Origin of the sequence: Oceanispirochaeta sp. (genome assembly GCF_027859075.1) — a bacterium.
GTDB lineage: Bacteria > Spirochaetota > Spirochaetia > DSM-2461 > DSM-2461 > Oceanispirochaeta.
On the sequence record NZ_JAQIBL010000357.1, the window covers coordinates 1 to 20,384 of the forward strand.

Below are 20,384 nucleotides of genomic sequence, written 5' to 3' on the forward strand. Positions count from 1 at the left end.
AAGCATCCTTTTGGGTGCTGACGCTCTTTTTGACGCCTTGTACTTTATGATTGCTGGTTTTATGCCCTTCTAAATTGGCTATTTTAAATGTAGAAAATCTTCTCCAAACCTCTCCCTACCCCGCTCGCAGAAAGCATATTAAATTGTACGGGAGACTTTTCAAGATACTTTTCTGATGATCTGCCTGGAATACCAATATAGCAGATCAGGAAAAAGTCTGTTCAGATGATACACAACCTTGGAAGACACCCCCGGTATTATCCGGTATGAACCTTTGCTTATCATCATCATAATATGAGCAGCCAGAACCTCCGGCTGCATCAATTTAACCGTCCCGGAGATTTTATGAGTTATCAGTGGTTTTGTCAGATTCTCATGGTGATAAGAGTAGGTATCTGTATCTGGAGGCAGCACCACAGAAACCCTGATCCCAAATTGCTGAAGTTCGATGCGGAGAACATCTGATAAACCTACCACTGCAAATTTAGAAGGGCTGTATCCTGTATAGCCATAGACTCCCATTATACCGGCCATAGACGCTATGTTTATGATGTGCCCGGATTCTTGTATCATCATAGAAGGAACTACTGCTTTTATCATACGGATCACTCCCAGATAGTTTGATTCGTTCTGGTTTTCTATCTCTTCTAAAGTTGTCTTCTCAATCTCTTTACAAAGAGCAAACCCTGCACTGTTCACGAGCACATCAATCTTCTTAAATGAATCGATAATGTAATTAATAAATGCTGATATAGACTCGCTATCTGTCACATCAAGAGTGTGAAAGTCAATCCTTTGATCTTTTCGTACTGACAGAGTTATCAGTTCGGCAGTTGTTTCCCTGAGAACATCTTCACGACGAGATCCAATAATTACATGAGCGCCTTTTTGTACAAATTCAGCTGCCAGCGCCTTTCCTATTCCGCTAGAGCCGCCAGTAATAACAACAACATTATTTTTCATTTATTTAACCTCATATTACAAATCCGATGTCGGTCTGCCAGGACTAAAACAGACCATCAGGGCGTCTAAACCAGCCTGCGAAAAATATCATCCTTATCAGGTGACTCAGTCGTTCGAATCATTCCCTGTAAAGGGAACCGTATACTGAACACTAACATACACATCTGCACACAAAGAAATGGCATGTTTTTTGGTATGATGTCCAGAACTAGATCCTATCTGATACTTGTTTTTTCATCACAGGACTCAAAATCGTAAGATATTGAAAGTATTGGATAAGAAATCCCACATTTCAGCACCACCTTTCTCAGTCAGAAGTAAATAAAGAATATTTTATACAAAAATGGAGAAAATACTTCATGTACTTCTGATGCAGGGAGACATAATATGAATCAATCGCAATACAGAGTTGCATTAAAAAATGATTAGAACTGTTTCAGACTGAATAGCTCACATTGTATCCAGAACTTTACGTAGAGAGAAATCTCTTCTTTTGATTTTTAGCCTGGAATATTAGTTTTAATCTCATTCACTTATTTCCCCAAGGAGGATTACATGAAAAAAATTTTATGTATACAGGTTTTGTTACTCGCATTATGTCCGTTTGTTCTGTTTGCTAATGGACAGCAGGATTCAGGTTTAACCAAGGTTGGTATCGTAAATCTGCCGCCGGAAGAATCCGGCTATAGACAGGCCAATGTTGATGCCATGAACACTGTCTTCTCAACTGAAAAAGGATATGACGCAAAACAGACCAATGCCGGTGGCAACAGTGAGCAGATCGCTGCGGCCAAAGGGTATATTCGTGACGGAGTAGACTATCTACTGATCTCTGCTGCAAACGCGTCAGGATGGGACGGCACTTTGAAGTCTGCAAAAGATGCAGGTGTAAAAGTTATTCTCTTTGACCGTTTAATTGATACAAGCGAATCAAACTATCAGGCAGCTCTTGTTTCTGATATGGCTTATGAAGGCCAAATGGCAACAGAATGGGTTTTAGACCAGGATCTGGATGAAATCAATCTAGTTCTTATTCGCGGTCAATTAGGGTCCGCGGCTGAAATAGGTCGAAGCACCGCAGTCCTCGAGGCTGCTAAAGCAGGTAAACTCAATATCGTGGCTGATGGAACTGGTGGTGACAGCTGGAGTCTTGAAGAAGCCCGTAAAGTTGTTGAAGCTGCCATTGCTGCAGGAAAGGATTTCAACGTAATCTACGCACAGAATGACGGTATGGCGCAAGGCGCTGTTCAGGCTCTCGAAGCAGCCGGTATCACCCATGGAAAGAACGGCGATGTCAAGGTAATTGGTTTTGACTTCAACCGTTTTGCACTAAGAAACGTACAGGAAGGTTACTGGAATGCCAATATGCAGTGTAATCCTCGTCAGGCCGCCGAGATTGCCAAGTGGATCGAGAGTGGTATACTCCCCAGTGGAGTCCAGTATCAGGAAGAACTGCTGGTTACTACAGATACAATAACCGATGAAATTATAGACCAGTGGGGAATCAATGCTGATCCCGGAAAAGGTGTAGTAACAAGGTAATTAAGTTTATTGTACGATTTTACAATATAGAATTTATATCTGCGGTGCGTTATGCGGGGAAAGTCCGCACACAACGCACCGCAATTAGTTTATACAGCAGCAAGGAGAACTTCGATTGGAGCCAGAAAACATACTCGAAATGGAAGGAATAAGTAAATCGTTTCCAGGGGTAAAAGCTCTGGATACTGTAGACTTTGCACTCCGAAGGGGAGAGATCCATGCCGTTATGGGCGAAAATGGAGCGGGAAAATCTACACTGATTAAGGTCATAACCGGTGTTTACGAAAAAGACGCCGGCCGGATTGTCCTGGATGGAAGCCCTATTCACTTTAAATCACCCCAGGAAGCGCAGAACTCAGGGATAGGTACAGTCTATCAGGAAATATCTCTCTGCCCCAATTTAACTGTGGCAGAGAATATGTTTATAGGTAGGGGTCGAACCCCTTTTATCGGGTGGAAGCATATGAACGAAAAGGCTTCACAACTGCTCGACTCCCTTGGTATTCCTGCGAGCCCGACTCAGGAACTTACAAGTTGTTCCCTTGCAATCCAGCAAATGATTGCAATTGCACGTGCGGTCGATATGGACTGCAAGATTCTCATTCTGGACGAGCCTACATCATCTCTTGACGATGACGAGGTGAAGAAGCTCTTTGAGCTTATGCGTCAGTTGAAATCACGGGGTGTGGGGATTATCTTCATAACCCATTTTCTAGAACAGGTATACGAAATCACAGACAGGATAACAGTACTTCGCAATGGACAGTTGATCGGCGAATATGAGACATCTTCTCTTCCCCGGATCGAACTAATCGCAAAGATGATGGGTAAGAATCTTGATGATGTCTCAAATATAAAAAAACATGAGCCTGCACCATCCGATACGAACGAGCCAGTTTATGAAGCGAAGGCAATTTCGAGTGATGCGGGGGTAAGACCCTTCAACTTCTCAATACAAAAAGGTGAAGTAAACGGATTTGTCGGTCTGCTCGGATCCGGACGCAGCGAAAGTATCCGTGCCATTTTCGCCGCTGACAAGGTGACAGGCGGTGAAATCAAAATGAAAGGTAAGAGTATAAAAATCAAGACGCCTATACACGCCATGAAACAGGGAATTGGATATCTTCCGGAAGACCGTAAGGGCGACGGCATTGTCGCTGACCTTTCTGTGCGGGACAACATTATTCTGGCATTTCAGGTTTTAGAAGGCTTTTTCAAGCCTCTCTCGCGGAAACAAACAGAAGAGTTTGCTGATGAGTTTATAAAGAAACTGAACATAAAGACCCCATCCTCTGAAACGCCAATCAAATCTTTGTCCGGAGGCAATCAGCAGAAGGTTATTCTGGCCCGCTGGCTGCTTACAAATCCAGAGTACCTGATTCTCGATGAACCAACAAGAGGAATCGATGTGGGAACCAAAGTAGAGATTCAGAAACTTGTGGTAGGGCTCGCCGAAGAGGGAATGAGCCTGACATTTATATCTTCGGAAATAGATGAAATGATCCGAACCTGCTCCCGAATGATCGTCATGAAAGACCGTGAAATTATCGGGGAACTCAGTGGCATGAATGTGACGGAGAATGATGTTATGCATAAAATAGCCCAGGGAGGTGAGTAATGATGCGTATGTTGAAAGCTAAATTCTCTCATCTGTTCCTACCTGTATCGGTCATGGTTCTACTCATTATCATTAACCTGATAAAAGGGGCTGATTATTTCAGTATCTCCGTGGTAAACGGAGCACTTTACGGGAACATACCGAATATCCTGTTCGGCGCCTCTGAGCTGGTTATTCTGACAATAGGCATGACTCTGGTTACTGCTGCCTCACAAGGACAGGACATCAGCGTCGGTGTGGCTTCCACCATTACTTCTGCCGTGTTTGTCATGTTCGTCCTGAAAGCCGGCGGCGATGTCACATTGTTCACAATAGCCGGGGCTTTTCTCCTTAGCTGTGTAGCCGGATTATTGGTCGGAGCATTCAACGGAGTCCTGGTTTCGATATTCAATGTTCAGCCGATGGTTGCGACTCTCATTTTGTTTACCGGAGGCCGGTCCATCGCTTTTATGATTGATGGTAAATTATCCCCCATACTGGCGAACGATATTTCGAATCAAATCGGCACGGTAATCCCGGGAGTGCCAATACAGACTCCCATAATACTGACGGTTGTCTTCATTGCGATCATCGCTGTAGTGCTCAAAACTACAAACCTCAGGCTCTATGTGGAGTCTGTAGGAATCAATCCCAGTGCTGCCCGTCTGAACGGTATAAATCCGAAAAAGATTATTTTCCTGACATTTTTGATTATGGGAATCTGTACAGCGGTCGCGGGTTTCATTGCAGTCAACAAAGCGGGACGCCACGACAGCGTTAATCTGCTCAAGCTAATAATGATGGACGCGATTCTCGCTGTGGCAATAGGCGGTAACTCACTGGTCGGAGGAAAATTCAGCATCACCGGTTCTATTATCGGAGCGTACACAATAGAGGTATTAAACAGAACGTTGCTCAGACTGGAGGTTTTATCCGAGACGATTCCGGCCTTCAAGGCAGTTTTCATCATGATCCTCATGGTCGTTGCATCACCTGTAGTCAGAGCTTATGCCGGGAAAACCATAGACAGGGTCAGGACCTGGGGACTTTTTAAAAGCGTTCCCGTGAGCAGCACTCTTGAAACGAAGAAGGTGGAGTAGTAGTAGTATGAAATCTCACAACAAAGCAAAATTCAAAACAAGACTATCGAATTCCAATCTTCTGTTTGTCATTGCCTCAGGAATATTTGTACTCATGTATTTATCTGCCATTATAAGTTTCCCAGGCAGTTTCTTGCAGTTCCAGACATTCTTTGACATGTTCAGCCTGAATGCTCCGCTTATCATCATGACCCTTGGCCTATGCATTGTTATGATCGGAGGCGGCATCGATATTTCCATAGGTTCAGTGTGTGGTCTGGTAACTATGGCCTGTGCTGTATTGCTTGAATCCAAAATGGGCAGTATTTGGGGTGCCCTGCTCCTTTCAGTCAGCATTGGAACAGCATTTGGTCTCCTGCAGGGGTATCTTATTGCCTATCTTGAAATACAGCCATTTATCATAACACTGTCAGGATTGTTCCTGGGAAAGGGGCTGCTGACAACCCTCCACAAAAATCCAATCAATGTAACCATGCCTGAATTTGTTTCCCTGCGGGATTTTGATATAGTGGTTCCCTGGCTTGGACGGGTAAACAGACTGGGCATTTTTATCCCATTAGAGATTAAACCAGGTGTTATAGTTGTGGTTGTCCTTGTTGCCTTTTTTGCCGCCTTTATGAAATGGTCGCGTTTCGGACGCAATGTCTATGCTATCGGCGGCAACGAGAATAGCGCCAGGATGCTCGGTATCAACGTTAAAAAGACGAAATTCATCACATACCTGATATGCGGGATCACAGCCGGTATCTCAGGTTTTGTGTTCATCATGACAACAGGAGCCGGCAATATCGGAAATGCAGTAGGGTTCGAAATGAAAGCCATAGCCTCGGCTATAATAGGCGGAACTCTGCTCAACGGTGGTGTGGGCAACCTGCTTGGTGCGCCAATAGGCACACTGACCCTTTTAATTATCAACGAACTGATCAGGGCGGGAGGTGTCCAATCAAATTATCAGGCGATAATAAGCGGACTTTTGCTGTATCTCTTTATTGTCCTGCAAAGCGTTGTTATGTCTATGCGTGACAAAAAGAAACTAAAAATAGCACTGCCGGCCTGGCTGATGGGCAAGGAAAAGGCCGTAAACTAATGATGTGTCAATTCGAGGTCTGATGGGACGCTCTAAATCCCCCGGGTGATATTCCAGTATTCTTCTTGAAGATATAACTGAAATAATGAGGATCGTTGTATCCGACTTCGAATGTGATATCAGCACACTTCATATTATTGTTTAAAAGAAGCAGTTTGGCTTTGCTTATCCGGACTGAAGTCAGATACTCGATGAAAGTCTCACCCGTACTGACAATAAATTACCGCCAAAATAATTTTTGAGCATTTCATCCCTAAAATACATGCCCGTGGTGTAGCTTTTTTATCGGACTCTTTAATAGTGAAAATTTTCCACATTCCGATAATATATGCATATTCAATCTTAATATGCAGTTCCTAAGAATATAAAATTAATAGACAGAAGACATCTTTTCAGCAGTGAATACCAAATCCTTTCACCATTCGGAGAATCTCCAATACAGCCTATAATGATTAAATGCATCTTTCAAAATCCCTCTATATCAGAGGCCTCCAATGCACAAAATCTCTCTGGTTTAAAATCCACCAGCCGGAATTACTATCAGATGTTAATCCAGCATCTACTCGGAAGGAACAGGGAAAAGATGTTGGGAAATTAGCCTGGCAACTCTTCCCGGATGGAATTGAAATTCCTTACACCACTCCCGAAGAACAAATTACCCTCACACAAGCCTACCAGGATACTGGAGCAGCAACTCTTTTTGAAGCCACTTTCGAGTATGATGATGTTCAGATTATGGTAGACATATTCCAGATTGATAATGGCTTGGTCGATGTCTTTGAAGTGAAGAGCACCACCGGAGTTAAGAAGACTCATTTGGATGACCTCTCCATCCAATATTACGTTCTCTCCGGGCTGGGGTTTAATATTAAATCTGCCAACATCATCAACCTTAACAATGACTATGTCAGAGAAGAGGAATTGGATATCAATCAGCTCTTCCTCATAAATGATGTCACCAAACAAATCAAGAAACTACAGTCCTTAATCCCTGAAACAGTAACAAATCAAAAAGATATTTTACACGGCTCAGAACCGGTTGTATCTATCGGAGCTTACTGCACCAATCCATATCCATGTGAAGCCAGGAAGCATTGCTGGCAGCACATCCCCTCCCCTTCAGTCTTTGACATTGCTGGTTTGACCATGGAAAAGAAGATGGCATTCTATAATCAGGGCATTGTTGAGTTCCACCAAATTACAGATTATAAAGACTTAAATCCAGGACAGATGATTCAGGTGAGTGGTGAGACAATTATTGATAAAGAGGCGATATCTCAATTCCTATCGGACATCACCTACCCCATATCACACCTGGATTTTGAAGCCTTCCAACATGCCATCCCGGAATGGGTTGGAGTTAAACCATACTCACAAATCCCCTTCCAGTATTCCCTGCATATTGAATATGAGGATGGAAGGTTGGAACATAAGGAGTTTTTGGCTCCCCCTGGTGAAGATCCCCGGCTACTTCTGGTAGAGAATCTGATTCAAGATATTGCAGGAGAAGGCTCTGTCCTGGTCTACAACATGTCATTTGAGAAAGGGATTTTGAAGAATCTGGCGGCTCAATATCCTCAATATGCTGAAACTCTGAATAAGATTAAGGAGAGGATTGTAGATTTAATCATCCCCTTCATAAACAAGTCCTATTACACTCCAGCTATGGGTGGGAAATACTCAATTAAGAAAGTATTGCCTGCACTTATTCCTGAAATGGAAAACGCCTATAAGGATTTGGACTTGGTCCATGATGGATTGGGGGCTATGACTGCCTACTCTCAAATGGATGCAGATGATTCAGAGACAAGGACTGCTCTCTTGAAATACTGTGAGCTTGATACTCTGGCTATGGTAGAGATATTGAAGGTCCTGAGGAATGTGGAAATTTTTCTATATTGCCGGTTTGAGCCTCTTGCCATAAAGTTCCATTGATGGGACAAATTGGAATTGAACAAGTTTTTATAATAACCGGGGACGAATGGTAGGTGCAGCAGATTTCCCCAACAGATTGAATGTGGAAAGGTTTCGTCATTCATTGTTTAGGAGCCGGATGAGGTGATTGTCTCACGTCCGGTTTTGAGATCGAGTGAAGGGGATGATCCCTCCGCATAGGTTAACATTACCGTTCAAGTGCTTGAAATCAAAAAACCATAGCACGGGCTGGAATGTGGTAATTCTTTTACTATTCAGTTCTACTGGTGGGGCAGATTATTATTTCAGAATGAATTCATATTCAAAATAAAGGAAGGTTTCTGTATTCAATGCTAAAATAATCAGGACAACAAGAATCAATTTAAAGAAGGCTGTGATGGGAGATACAAATAATCAAAGAGAAGGCGCTACCTCAAATGCTAAAGCCGGCAATGACTTTGAATTGGCTGCTATGGAATACTTCAGAAAGCAAGGGATTTCACTGTATCAGAACTTCAAACTACTGATTGGAATTGATGAAATCCAAAATGACTATGCCTTTGATCTGGGTTCAGACTCGGAGAAAATCATTGTCGAATGTAAGTCCCATAAATGGCCCCATCCCAATGATAATGTCCCATCTGCGAAAATGACCGTATGGAATGAAGCTCTGTACTACTTTTTACTAACACCAAATGATTACCGGAAGATTTTTTTTATCTTTAAGGATTATAGTCAAAAACGTAAGGAGCCCCTTGCGGAGTATTATGTCAGGACTTATAGACATCTAATCCCAAATGATGTTGAGATTCTAGAATATGATGAAACCGAAAGCATCGGAAAAAAATTGAAAACTGATTGTAAGTCCTTCGATGCGACATAGTTCAATATTCTCTTATTCCTTTTTGATGTTAAGTTCTGAATTGGGTTTATCTGTCCACCCTGCCCTCTCAGATCATTTTCAATTTAATAGGGGGATTCATCAAGAACACAGAACAGGAGTTTGCCATGAACAAAAAGGATTCAGAAAAGGACCAGGAAAAAAAGAAGGCACTCCAGGAAAGTGACAATAAATTTCGCAGTTATATTGAGAATGCACCTGATGGAGTGTTTGTGGCAGATGAAAATGGACGTTATCTGGAAGTAAATACTGCATCAGAAAGAATTACAGGTTATTCCAAGGAAGAACTTTTATCGATGTCCATCAATCAGCTCTTTCCACCTGAAGGAATAGAAGAAGGAATCAGGCATTTTACAGAAGTCCGCAACACAGGTAGAGCAAGTGGAGAATTAGAATTCCTTCATAAAAACGGATCGAAACGGTGGTGGCTGGTGGATGCCGTTAAACTTTCTGAAACCAGATATCTTGGATTTACAAAAGACATCACCAAACGAAAACAGACAGAAGAAGCACTGCTCCTGAGTGAAGCGGCTGTAAAAAACAAACTTAAAGCTATTACAGAACCCGATGGGGATATTACCACACTCGAACTTTCTGACATTATCGATACGGAAGCTTTGCAGGACATTATGGATATTTTTTACAATCTTACCGGCATGCTCGGGGCTGTACTCGATGTGTCAGGGAAAGTATTGGTTGCTGTAGGATGGCAGGATATCTGTACAAAATTTCACCGCTGTAATCCGGATACTCTTAAAAACTGTATCGAAAGTGACACCATCCTAACAAAAGGTGTGCCCGAAGGTACATTTCAATCTTACCACTGCAAAAACAATATGTGGGACACTGTAACACCTCTTATCGTTGGGGGGAGGCATGTCGGAAATCTTTTTATGGGGCAGTACTTCCTCGAAGGAGAGGAGCCTGATGTTGAACAATTCAGAGAGCAGGCCCGAAAATATGGATTTGATGAGGAAGAGTACCTTGCCGCCCTCGACCGGGTTCCAAGGTTCAGTGAGGAAGCTGTTAATGAAGGCATGCAGTTTTACTCGAAGCTTGCCGGGATTATCTCATCCCTGAGTTACAGTTCCATCAAACAATCCAGGATGCTTGCCGAGCGTAAACAGGCAGAAGAAGCACTGCGTGCAAGTGAAGAAATGATGCGCAGTTCACAATCTGTAGCACATATCAGTTCTTATTCAACAAATCTGAATTTAAATGAGTTCGATAAAAGCGTATGGGTCACTTCGCCGGAATTTTACAAAATATTTGGTATAGATAAAACCTATCCTCATACCATAGAGGGTTGGGCCAATTTTATTCATCCCGACTACCGTAAAGAAATATCTGATTATCATGAAAACGTTGTGAAGGAGAAGGGATCTTTCAATCGTGAATATAAAATAATCCGCATTAACGATGGTGCAGAACGTTGGGTTCATGGTACAGGAGAACTTGAATTTGATGAAAAAGGAACTCCCATCAGAATGCATGGGGCAATACAGGATATCACAGAGAGTAAGAATGCAGGCCTTGCTCTTGCTGCTGAAAAAGAACGACTTGCGGTTACCCTAAGAAGTATTGGAGATGGTGTAATAACCACCGACACAGAGGGCCATGTTGTGACGCTCAACAAAGTTGCAGAAGCATTAACGGGATGGAGTTCTAATGATGCTATTGGACATCCCCTGCCTGAGGTTTTTAATATCATCAATGAGAATACGCGGGAACAATGTGAAAATCCGGTTGAAAAAGTTTTAGCCACTGGCAGTATTATTGAATTAGAAAATCATACCTGCCTGATAGCAAAAGATGGCCGAGAAATTGTCATCGCCGACAGCGGCGCTCCTATCCGAAATAATGAAAGCCAAATCATTGGCGTTGTACTTGTCTTCCGGGACATGACAGAAAAGCAAAAACTCGAAGATGCCTTTCAGAATTCACAAAAGTTGGAATCTCTCGGCATTCTTGCAGGTGGTATAGCCCACGACTTCAACAACATTCTCGGTGCCATCTTTGGATATACCGAATTAGCAATGATGAAAACCAAGGAGGAGAATATCTCTTCCTACCTTGCAAAATCAGTAAACAATATCGACAGAGCCCGCGCTCTTACAGAGCAATTACTGACCTTTGCTAAAGGTGGTGCTCCTATAAAAAATGTTGAATATCTTTTCCCCTTCATTCAGGAAACCACACAATTTGCACTGAGCGGATCATCGGTTTCGAGCCGTTTTCAGATTCAGGAAAATCTTTGGGCTAGTTATTTTGATAAGAATAAGATTGGCCAGGTTATCGATAATCTTACTATAAATGCCCAGCAAGCCATGCCGATGGGTGGAACAATATTGGTTTCAGCCATAAATATTTCACTGTCAGAAAATGAGCATATTACACTTCCCGGCGGAAATTATGTAAAATTGTCAATAAAAGATCAGGGGATAGGAATACCAAAAGAGTTCCTAAAAAACATTTTCGCTCCGTATTATTCAACAAAGCCCAATGGCCACGGACTGGGCCTGGCAACCAGTTTCTCAATTATTAGTAGACATAACGGGTGCATAGAAGTTGAATCAAAACCAGGCAAGGGCAGTACTTTCCATATATACCTCCCCGCGGTCCTCAATCCTGTTGCATCAAAAGCAGGTAAATCTATAGATATGCATAATGGAAGCGGCACTTTTTTAGTCATGGACGATGAAGAAACGATTCGGGAGATTATGAAAGAACTGCTTGAATCCTTTGGATATACTGTAGTACTTAAAGAGAATGGAAAGGATGCCGTTGATTTCGTTGAGATAGAAACCAAGGCAAACCGGAAACTTGCCGGAATGATTTTTGACCTGACTATTCCTGGAGGAATGGGAGGGAAGGAAGCTATCCAAGAGATAAGAAAAATATGTTCCGAGACTCCCGCTTTTGTAGCCAGCGGTTATTCGGAAGACCCTGTCATTGCGAATCCTGAGGAATACGGATTCAGTGCAAGTATTTGTAAGCCTTTTATGATGGATGAACTATCGGAGATGCTTGAAAAACATATGAAGGGTAAATAACAAAGGCATTATGTTTGTGAAAAGAAATTGTTCTCAAAACTTCTTATTACCTTTCTTTTCCCTATCAACAAAACATCGTGGTGTAGTTTTTTCATCGGACTCTTTAATAGCGAAAATTTTCCACATTCCGATAATTAAAACATGTTCAACTTTGCTGTAAGTCTGCTTAAAGCCCTGGTTTCTGTTACTTTCAAGAAGCGGAAAGAATATTTCTTTATTCTCCTTCTACTCAAGAAAGAAAATGAGATTCTGAAGAGACATTTGAACCTCCATGGAAGGAGGATTACTTCAAATAACACAGACAGGTTTTGTCTATCTTTAATTGCTGCCATCTCAAAAAGAGCTGTTTCACATCTTTCTATTGTCAAACCAGAAACTCTTCTGGAATGGCAAAGACGGTTAATCAAGAAACAGGGGCCTTTTAAGCATAAGAAACGAGGCCGCAAACCTGTTAACGCTGAGCTCAAGAAGCTGATTCTGGAAATGAAAACAGACAATCCCTCATGGGGGTGCAGAAGGATCTCTGATGAGTTGAAGAAACTGGATATCGAGATCCACCACACAACCGTCAACAAAATAATCCAGAAGTTCAGAAAGTTAGGAATGATCCAGGCCACAGGAAGCTGGAAGAAGTTTCTGAAATCCCACTGGGACTCACTCTATAGTATGGATTTCATGACTGTTGACACTTTATTCAGTAAGAGATTCTATCTGTTAATAATTCTGGAGTGAAGGTCCAGGAGGATTATTCGGTACGATTTAACAGAATATCCATCCAGAGAATTTGTCAAACAAAGGATTCAATTGTTCTCAGAGGAGCATCCGGAAAAAAAGACTCTGATTTATGATAATGCTCCACAGTTTACATCGTTTGACTACAGCTGGTACGGCATCAATGGTGTTAATATCTGTACTTCGGCGCCTAAGGCTGGTCGAAAGCAAGCTTTCTGCTCGCCCATACTTCCTTGCATGAATGCTTATGTTGAAAGATTGAATGGTACAATTCGACGTGAAGCTATGGATCATTTTCTGATCTTTTCAGAAAAACAGGTTCGGAAAATAGTTAAGGAATATGTTGAATATTATAACCATCAACGTCCTCATCAGGGAATTAATAAAATTCCGGTTGAAAGAATTATCCAAACCAGCGGCAATATCAAAAAAATAACGAATCTTAGGCGTCTTGCACCACCATTATTACAGAAGCAGTGCTTAAATTCTCGCCCGATGGAATAAAACTACACCACGCCCTGAAATTATTGTAATAATAAGCAGATTCTTTAATGATTTCCGAACTTTTTTTCAGAGAATAAGAAAAAATGTAAACCAATGAATAAAACTGCTGAATGAAAGGCATGTCCTCTCTACCACATCGCTTAAACCTTTCGGGTTAATAGAATTATAGTAGGGAAACCAACTTTTTCCTTTCTCTTACATTCTTAAAAATACTGTTATTTAATTTTCTGCTTGACTGGTCAAATTACATCACATAACATTTGAAAATGTTTCCTGATGCCGGTTCTCGATGAAAAAAATAAATAGAGTCTGCCTCACCTTACTGGCTTTCCTCATGCTGGGATGTGCGACATCATCATCGACCTCTACGAAAGTAATCAGCCTGACAGAAGAAGAACTGGAGATAGCCACACTTATAAAAAATCTCACCCTAAGGCAGCGGATAGGACAGCGTATGATTGGGTGGATACCTAAGGATGGCCTCACTGATGAAATACAGTCTCTGATCACTTCAGGCGAAATTGGAGGTTTTATACTATACCCGTGGAATTATACCAGCCTTGCCGAGACGATAGAGCTTACTACTCGACTGCAAAGCTGGGTCAGTGAAAGTCCTCCGGGTATCCCTCTTTTTCTCACCGCAGACCAGGAAGGTGGGCGTGTCGCTGCCTTTCGTTTTGATGAGTTTGTGCAATTCCCCTCTGCCTTTAATCTTGCAGTGAGAAACAGTGAAGAACTGATCAGATCCGCCTCTTATGTGAATGGACTGCAGCTCAAATCCATCGGAATTAATATGAATCTGGCTCCGGTGCTCGATCTTTATCCCAAACCTGACAGTTCCATTATCGGAGACCGCTCATTCGGTGCTGATGAGGAACGAACCTCCCTCTTTGGTAAAGCATATGTGGAGGGAGCACTGAAATCGGGGGTGATCCCTGTTCTGAAGCACTTTCCAGGGCATGGATTATCTTCTGTGGATTCCCATGGTAATCTGCCGGTCATCGAGAATCTCTCTTCCGAAGAACTGCGAAGACATCTTATGCCTTTCAAAGAAGCAATAGACGCCGGTGCGCCGGCGATTATGACTGCACATCTTCTTTTTCCAGATATTGATGAGGACTATCCGGTAACCCTCTCGGAGCCGTTTATTGTCGATCTTCTCCGTGACGAACTGGGGTTTACCGGGATGATCATATCCGACGGCCTTGCCATGGGGGCTTTAGCTAAAAACTACACTCTGGATGAAACCATTGCCCGTTGCTTCGAAGTCGGAATCGATGTGATTCTGGTTCACAGCCAGTACAACATACCAGAGCTCATCGATAAAGTAGAGGCCATGGTCATCGATGGAACGATCAGCAACCGGCAAATCAATGAAGGGTTGTTTCGGGTTTTAACAGCGAAAAAAGATGCGGGAATTCTGAGATTCCCGGATTAGAATTCTTCGAAACAATGTGATATGAAAGCTTATACGGCTGCTTGAAGATTTACGGGATTATGGCCCTGAATACACTTAGACCTCATGTGGTTTGATATTATTAAATTCACTTAAAATTTTATTTAGGCTGCATCTCCTATCTTAATAAGTACCACGTCAAAAAACACCCTGACTTTGAATGGCAGATTGTCCTTATTATTAAAATCAAGGCTCATGCCATTAAAGTATGGGGAAAGGAAAACCTGTCCTGTCGATAGGACACGTTCAATATGAAAGCATAGTTATTCCTAGAGATACTTTTATCGAAAGATAATAAAAGGAGTAATATGGAAAACTTTCATCATTAGCCATAGGATAGGTGTTTCCTCAGATTGGTAGAAACATGAAAATGACTGTTCCTCGTCAACTGATCAAGCTGATTTTTATAGATTCCAATTTCTTAAAAATACTGAAGCACCTTAAAGATTCAACATTTCTGTCCTGATTTACTTTTCGCATATTAAATTGTCAGTAAGCGGCAAGAAAAAACAATAGTCGTGTACACCTCGTTTCAGGAGCTATCGGCGGTTTTGATCTCATGCGGACAGTATCTCTTATGGGAAACTGTACAGCATCCTTTGATACAGAAAAAGGACCGGATTCCCTGAGAGGGACAGCCGTATATAATGAATCCTTACAAAGTGAAAAACGGATGGTTTTTAAGGGAAGCGCAAAAAAAGCCATTGAGTTATTCTCTACAAAAACAAATGTATCCGTTGCCGCTGCTCTAGCAACAGTGGGATCAGAAAAGATCAAAATGACTATGACTTCAACACCGGGGTTCATCGGTGACAGGCACCGCATCGAAGTTAAAAATACACAAGTTCACGGGGTGGTAGATGTCTACAGTTCAACACCCCAGATTGCTGGATGGAGTGTCGTGAACACACTCCAAAATATTACATCACCCATTGTATTCTAGAATATTAGCTAACACTTTTTCGCTCAGGCGGTCAAACGCCTGACGCGTCCTTCCCGATGAAACATTCATACAGCGCACGTGGTGATGATCAGAGAATTTTTGATTACCCAGAGCTGGCAGAGAATCACAGAAAACCAGGTTGTCTCCCTCCAGCCATTTTGCAAAAGGCTTTTCGTCCCAGGAGGGTGAAAGTCCGGTATTGAATAAAATCTTGCGGTTTCCAAGTTGTTCAAATTCTTCTTTGTGCAGTAGAACAGTGTTTTTATTCAGACAGGTAATAACAACTTCGCTTTGTGTCAGTAATTCCGCTAAAGATAAAAACTGGTATCCTTTTTCTTTTGCTTCTTTTTTTTCACTCCGGGAATAATAGGATATATCTGCCCCGAAAAGCTTTAGAGCATCGGCAATCATGCCTCCCGATTTTCCCAGCCCAATAATTCCGGCCTTTAATCCGGTAATTTCACGAGCCATACCATCCCAGGGGCGAACCGAACTTCCGTCAGGATTCTTTCCGAAGCCATGGAAGCAGCGAACGAGTTCACTGAGAACGTATTCAACGACTCCTTCATCTCCATAATCTCTGATTCCAGTAACAGTGATCCCTCGTTCCTTGGCATAAGGAATATCGACATTTGCACTTTCCGGTGAATAAAGAGAACAGCACATTCCGATATATTTTACATTGGGGCATTTTTCAAGTGCACCGCGGTCAAGTATTGATGTGTAACTCAGTAGTACAGCGTCGGCATCACCAATGCGCAATGCAATTTCATCAGAATCAGAGGGGATATCTCTATACATCACAACGTCTTTCGCCAGTGTGTAGAGTTTTTTTTCTGCCGTTGGAATCAAACTTACCGGTTCAATCGCTATAAGTTTTGTAAACATAGATTATTCTCCATTGTCACTAGTAATAACCACTTTATGTCATATGCCTCTTCTGTTCAATGTTGTATCGGAGTTTTTATTTCAACTGACTAATTTCCCGAATATAAATTGATCTGTTAGATGGAAAACTTTTCATATTCAATGCAACTATTTATTAAACCCAGAAAAGTCACGTCCTATAGGTTCTTGAAATATTTTTAATCCGAACTGTGAAAGAGAGGCACTTTGAAAAGTTTGAAACATAATGGCTCTGAGAAGAAGAAGTATCTATGACAAAGATCAGATTATTGAGGAGCCGGATGAGGTGAAAGTCTCACGTCCGGTTTTGTAACCGAGTGGAGGGGGTGACCCCTCCGCTTAGGTTAACATTACCGAAGCAGTGCATGAACGTGTAAAAAGCCATAGGACGGGTTAATAATCATTTTAGCGCAAATTTATTGAAAGTACAGATTTTCGTCTTTACAAAAATGTCACAAAATACGACAATTAAATTAGGGAGCATTAATGACGATCATCAAGCGGAAAACAATTGAGGAGTATATAAGACAGTACCCTTCAGCTGAAGCTGGTCTTCGAGGGTGGTTAAAAGTCAATGAGAAATCAACATTTAGAAATATTCTGGAGCTTAGAAAAGCTTACCCATCTGCTGATAATCTTAAAGGTTCTGATTACATTTGTATAAATATCAAAGGAAATGATTTCCGTTTGATTGTTAGATATACATGGGGAAAAACTATTTTTATTATAGATTTTTTACCTCATGCTGAATATACGAAAAGATATTGTTAAGGAGGTATGATATGAGTTATGCCCTGGATAATGAATTAGGAAAATTCATGCAAAGTCTCCAGATTCATACAGATGAAGAAAATGATAGAGCTGTCCAGCATCTTATGGAACTTACGGATAGATTTGAAGCTGGGGAAACAGAATTGGAGCCTGTTATTGATTATATAACAGGCTTGATATCGGCATTTGAAGATGAACACTATCCAATTCAAGATGTTCCTCCAAAAGAGATATTAAGGCATCTTATGGAGAATCATGAACACAAACAGGGAGATCTCTCGGATGTCGCCTCCCGAACAGTAATTAATGAGATTCTTAGTGGAAAAAAGCAATTAAACCTCGGACATATCAGAAGGCTCTCTGAAAAGTATGGTGTATCTCCCGAACTTTTTATTTGACGCCAGAATTGATGCCATTATAATATGAACCCAGTAGCTGAATATGGAAAACTTACCACATAAGCTTTGATATACAGCCCTATATGGATAACATAAGAACACTTACTAACTTGAGGGGCTGGTGGCCGCTCATAAAAAAGAAGGGAATTCTGGCAGGACTCCACCATCATTATTTCCGCAGCAGTGCTTAATTCTCATAGCTGTCTAAAAACTATAGGACGGGCTCCTCCAAATATAAAATCTATATCCCCTTCTATGTAACAGTTCCGGAAAATGTGTTTTCCATCAAGACATTCAGTATGTTCTTTAGGCCCTCTAAAACCACCTTTTTCGCTTTTATCAACTTTCAGGACTATTTTATCCATCAAGAATTCCTGAGAATATAATTCAATTCTGTGAAACACTTCTCTACTACAGCCCAGATGCACTCTGGAATCAGCGTATTCATTTATGCTTCTACTTTAGTCCAACAGGTCTGCGAGAAAAGCCAATGCCAATCCCTGACCCCATCCCTGAATCCATTCTTTCGGGACATTGAAATACCCCTCCCGGTCATTCATTACTGCTGTTCCCGCTGAAACATTGAGAACACGGCCATCATTGCTTATATTTTCGAGGATGCCTGTCAGGGCTTTCTGAACATATTTTGAATGGAGGGGATTCTTGTTGTTAATCATGGCCGCTGCAATTCCACAAGAGGCGGAGATTTCCTCATAAGACTGCTCATCATCGAGAACTGTCCGCCATAAGCCTTTTTCCGTCTGTAAATATTTAATAGCTGAGAGCTGATCCCGAAGGGAGCACTCGATGTTCATGCACTGGGGATAGAGGTACCAATCTTTGAGGAGGATTTTCATTCTGGACATGGTATATGCAGCCCAGGCATTGGCTCTACCCCAGAAAAAACCGGACATATTATTTTGTTCTTTGTGACTATAGCCGTGATACCAAAGGCCGGCCTCCTTGTTCTGAAGAAACCGGATATGCCACTCATACTGATCCAGGGCATCATTGATGATTTCCTTATCACCGAGCTTAACACCAACGCGCAGAAGGAAAAAGGCTGCCATAAAAAGAGTATCTGCCCAGGCCTGCTCTGGAAAATCATTGTCAGAGGAAACGGTATGCTGAAGCACATTTTCACCAAAGCGCAATGCACTCTCTCTCAGGTACAGCACTTTTTCCATGGCGACCTTCCAGTACTTTTCATCCCCCGTCGCTTCATGAAGGGTGATGAGCATATGCCCCATTGCACAGGTATTAACCGTAAAATCAGGCAACCCCAGATTCAGATATTCATCGGTCCACTGCTTCAGCATATCAATATAATCATTGTTACCTGTCTTGTAATAGGCATCTGCTACACCGTAAAAGGCAACACCGCAGGGCCATTCCCAGGTCAGGTCCATAGACATGGTTTTCTTCACAACAGCATCAATAATTTCTATAATTTTCTCGCGGTCATATTCTATTTTCAACAATCTGTATTTCTCCTATTTATACTTTCTCTCTTGCAGCAATAAGAAGGAAGTCCTTAATGTAGAGATACCTCTCTGAATGGCTTCCATAACTTTATCCGCAGCTTGAAGACCGGTACAGTTGGCATAAATAGTCCTTTCAGATGATATATTAAACATTATCCACTTCACATAATTCTTATTTCAAACCTGTTGTTACCAGTCCCTGTACAATATATTTCTGAAAGATGAGAAATATAATAATTACTGGAAAAAGAGATAAAGTCCCCATGGCAAAAATAGCCGACCAGTCCGTAGAGGTTTGCGGGTCGGCAAACATGCGCAGAGCCAGTGAAACCGTAAAAAGTTTTGGTTTGTTTAAAAAGAGAAGAGGTCCGATGAAATCATCCCAGCGCCAGTAAAAACTGAAAATTGTTGCAGTGATCAATGCAGGCTTTATAAGGGGGAAAATAATTCTCGAATAAATCATAAACTTACTGCATCCGTCGATCTTTGCCGAATTATCGAGATCCACTGGAATCTGCCTTATAAACTGAACCATTAGAAATATGAAGAAGGGAACACCTCCGAACATGGGAACAATCAGAGGCAGAAATGTATTAACCCAACCCAGTTTATAAAAAATAATGAACTGCGGTATCATTACAACCTGAAAGGGAATCATCAGTGTCAGGAACATGCAGGTATACCAGAAGTTTCTGCCTATAAATTTAATACGGGCAAAGCCGAAGGCAATCAGAGAGGATGTCAGAACCGCTCCGAAAGTCGCAAATCCCGTGTATATAAATGAGTTTTTAAAGAATGTTGTAAAGGTGGTTGATCCATTATATCGCCATCCCCGGCGGTAATTCTCCAGGAGTAATTTTTCCGGTATCAGAGAAAATGAATTTTGACTGAATATCTCCTGAGTTGTCTTGAATGAATTGGAAACCATCCATAACACAGGGTATAGCATAATGAACCCTAATATAACTGCCAGTAAATGGAACTCCAGACTCTTCATGCGGTTTTTGTATAGTTTTTTTGTTTTGTTGTCCAT

The 20,384-nt window shown here is 41.7% G+C and carries 19 protein-coding genes; 13 read left to right on the plus strand and 6 right to left on the minus strand.

Annotation, left to right across the window (positions count from 1 at the left end):
- Window positions 1-159 precede the first annotated feature (159 nt).
- Window positions 160-963, minus strand: a complete 804-nt coding sequence (locus PF479_RS20320) for an SDR family oxidoreductase (RefSeq protein WP_298010845.1) — start codon at window positions 961-963, stop codon at window positions 160-162.
- A 555-nt stretch (window positions 964-1,518) separates the two neighbouring features.
- Here PF479_RS20320 and PF479_RS20325 point away from each other — a divergent pair.
- The 4 genes from PF479_RS20325 to PF479_RS20340 all read left to right on the plus strand — a co-directional run bounded on the left by PF479_RS20325 (window position 1,519) and on the right by PF479_RS20340 (window position 6,289).
- Complete coding sequence (locus PF479_RS20325) at window positions 1,519-2,505, plus strand: substrate-binding domain-containing protein (protein ID WP_298010847.1); 987 nt, start codon at window positions 1,519-1,521, stop codon at window positions 2,503-2,505.
- Window positions 2,506-2,620: 115 nt separating this feature from the next.
- On the plus strand, window positions 2,621-4,123 hold the full coding sequence (locus PF479_RS20330; protein ID WP_298010849.1) for a sugar ABC transporter ATP-binding protein: 1,503 nt from the start codon (window positions 2,621-2,623) through the stop codon (window positions 4,121-4,123).
- Window positions 4,123-5,202: an ABC transporter permease gene (locus tag PF479_RS20335; RefSeq protein WP_298010851.1), complete on the plus strand. Its 1,080-nt coding sequence runs from the start codon at window positions 4,123-4,125 to the stop codon at window positions 5,200-5,202. The genes PF479_RS20330 and PF479_RS20335 overlap by 1 nt, the downstream gene beginning before the upstream one ends.
- 7 nt (window positions 5,203-5,209) lie before the next feature.
- Window positions 5,210-6,289: a sugar ABC transporter permease YjfF gene (locus tag PF479_RS20340; RefSeq protein ID WP_298010852.1), complete on the plus strand. Its 1,080-nt coding sequence runs from the start codon at window positions 5,210-5,212 to the stop codon at window positions 6,287-6,289.
- Between the two features lie 7 nt (window positions 6,290-6,296).
- Here PF479_RS20340 and PF479_RS20345 read toward each other — a convergent pair whose 3' ends face one another.
- Entirely contained in the window at window positions 6,297-6,506 is a 210-nt protein-coding gene (locus PF479_RS20345; RefSeq protein WP_298010890.1) for an AraC family transcriptional regulator, read from the minus strand.
- Between the two features lie 239 nt (window positions 6,507-6,745).
- Between PF479_RS20345 and PF479_RS20350 the strand changes: the two genes are divergently transcribed.
- The 7 genes from PF479_RS20350 to PF479_RS20380 all read left to right on the plus strand — a co-directional run bounded on the left by PF479_RS20350 (window position 6,746) and on the right by PF479_RS20380 (window position 15,792).
- Window positions 6,746-8,224 carry a DUF2779 domain-containing protein gene (locus PF479_RS20350; RefSeq protein WP_298010854.1) on the plus strand — a complete coding sequence of 493 codons (1,479 nt, stop codon included), beginning with the start codon at window positions 6,746-6,748 and terminating at the stop codon, window positions 8,222-8,224.
- A gap of 376 nt (window positions 8,225-8,600) precedes the next feature.
- Window positions 8,601-9,086 (plus strand): hypothetical protein, encoded by a 486-nt coding sequence (locus PF479_RS20355; RefSeq protein WP_298010856.1) that lies wholly within the window; start codon window positions 8,601-8,603, stop codon window positions 9,084-9,086.
- A gap of 125 nt (window positions 9,087-9,211) precedes the next feature.
- The gene (locus PF479_RS20360) at window positions 9,212-12,157 is read left to right on the plus strand and encodes a PAS domain S-box protein (protein WP_298010857.1); all 2,946 of its coding nucleotides are present in this window, start codon (window positions 9,212-9,214) and stop codon (window positions 12,155-12,157) included.
- A 141-nt stretch (window positions 12,158-12,298) separates the two neighbouring features.
- Window positions 12,299-12,889, plus strand: coding sequence for a hypothetical protein (locus PF479_RS20365; RefSeq protein WP_298010859.1), 591 nt, complete (start codon window positions 12,299-12,301; stop codon window positions 12,887-12,889).
- Window positions 12,890-12,961: 72 nt separating this feature from the next.
- Window positions 12,962-13,393 (plus strand): integrase core domain-containing protein, encoded by a 432-nt coding sequence (locus PF479_RS20370; protein WP_298010861.1) that lies wholly within the window; start codon window positions 12,962-12,964, stop codon window positions 13,391-13,393.
- 289 nt (window positions 13,394-13,682) lie between these two features.
- Window positions 13,683-14,831 (plus strand): glycoside hydrolase family 3 N-terminal domain-containing protein, encoded by a 1,149-nt coding sequence (locus PF479_RS20375; protein WP_298010863.1) that lies wholly within the window; start codon window positions 13,683-13,685, stop codon window positions 14,829-14,831.
- Between the two features lie 595 nt (window positions 14,832-15,426).
- Window positions 15,427-15,792, plus strand: coding sequence for an aspartate dehydrogenase domain-containing protein (locus PF479_RS20380; RefSeq protein WP_298010865.1), 366 nt, complete (start codon window positions 15,427-15,429; stop codon window positions 15,790-15,792).
- On the opposite strand, the gene PF479_RS20385 is transcribed toward PF479_RS20380, so the two are convergent.
- Window positions 15,775-16,680 carry an NAD(P)-dependent oxidoreductase gene (locus PF479_RS20385; RefSeq protein WP_298010866.1) on the minus strand — a complete coding sequence of 302 codons (906 nt, stop codon included), beginning with the start codon at window positions 16,678-16,680 and terminating at the stop codon, window positions 15,775-15,777. The genes PF479_RS20380 and PF479_RS20385 overlap by 18 nt on opposite strands.
- 504 nt (window positions 16,681-17,184) lie before the next feature.
- On the opposite strand from PF479_RS20385, the gene PF479_RS20390 reads away from it, so the two are divergent.
- Window positions 17,185-17,469: a type II toxin-antitoxin system HigB family toxin gene (locus PF479_RS20390; protein WP_298010868.1), complete on the plus strand. Its 285-nt coding sequence runs from the start codon at window positions 17,185-17,187 to the stop codon at window positions 17,467-17,469.
- Between the two features lie 11 nt (window positions 17,470-17,480).
- Window positions 17,481-17,867 carry a hypothetical protein gene (locus PF479_RS20395; protein WP_298010869.1) on the plus strand — a complete coding sequence of 129 codons (387 nt, stop codon included), beginning with the start codon at window positions 17,481-17,483 and terminating at the stop codon, window positions 17,865-17,867.
- 194 nt (window positions 17,868-18,061) lie between these two features.
- Here the strand turns inward: PF479_RS20395 and PF479_RS20400 are convergent, their stop codons facing one another.
- The 3 genes from PF479_RS20400 to PF479_RS20410 form a co-directional block, all read right to left on the minus strand.
- A complete protein-coding gene (locus tag PF479_RS20400; RefSeq protein WP_298010871.1) occupies window positions 18,062-18,232 on the minus strand; it encodes a hypothetical protein in 171 nt (56 codons plus the stop codon).
- Between the two features lie 96 nt (window positions 18,233-18,328).
- Complete coding sequence (locus PF479_RS20405; RefSeq protein WP_298010872.1) at window positions 18,329-19,348, minus strand: glycoside hydrolase family 88 protein; 1,020 nt, start codon at window positions 19,346-19,348, stop codon at window positions 18,329-18,331.
- A 175-nt stretch (window positions 19,349-19,523) separates the two neighbouring features.
- Window positions 19,524-20,384: a carbohydrate ABC transporter permease gene (locus PF479_RS20410; protein ID WP_298010874.1), complete on the minus strand. Its 861-nt coding sequence runs from the start codon at window positions 20,382-20,384 to the stop codon at window positions 19,524-19,526.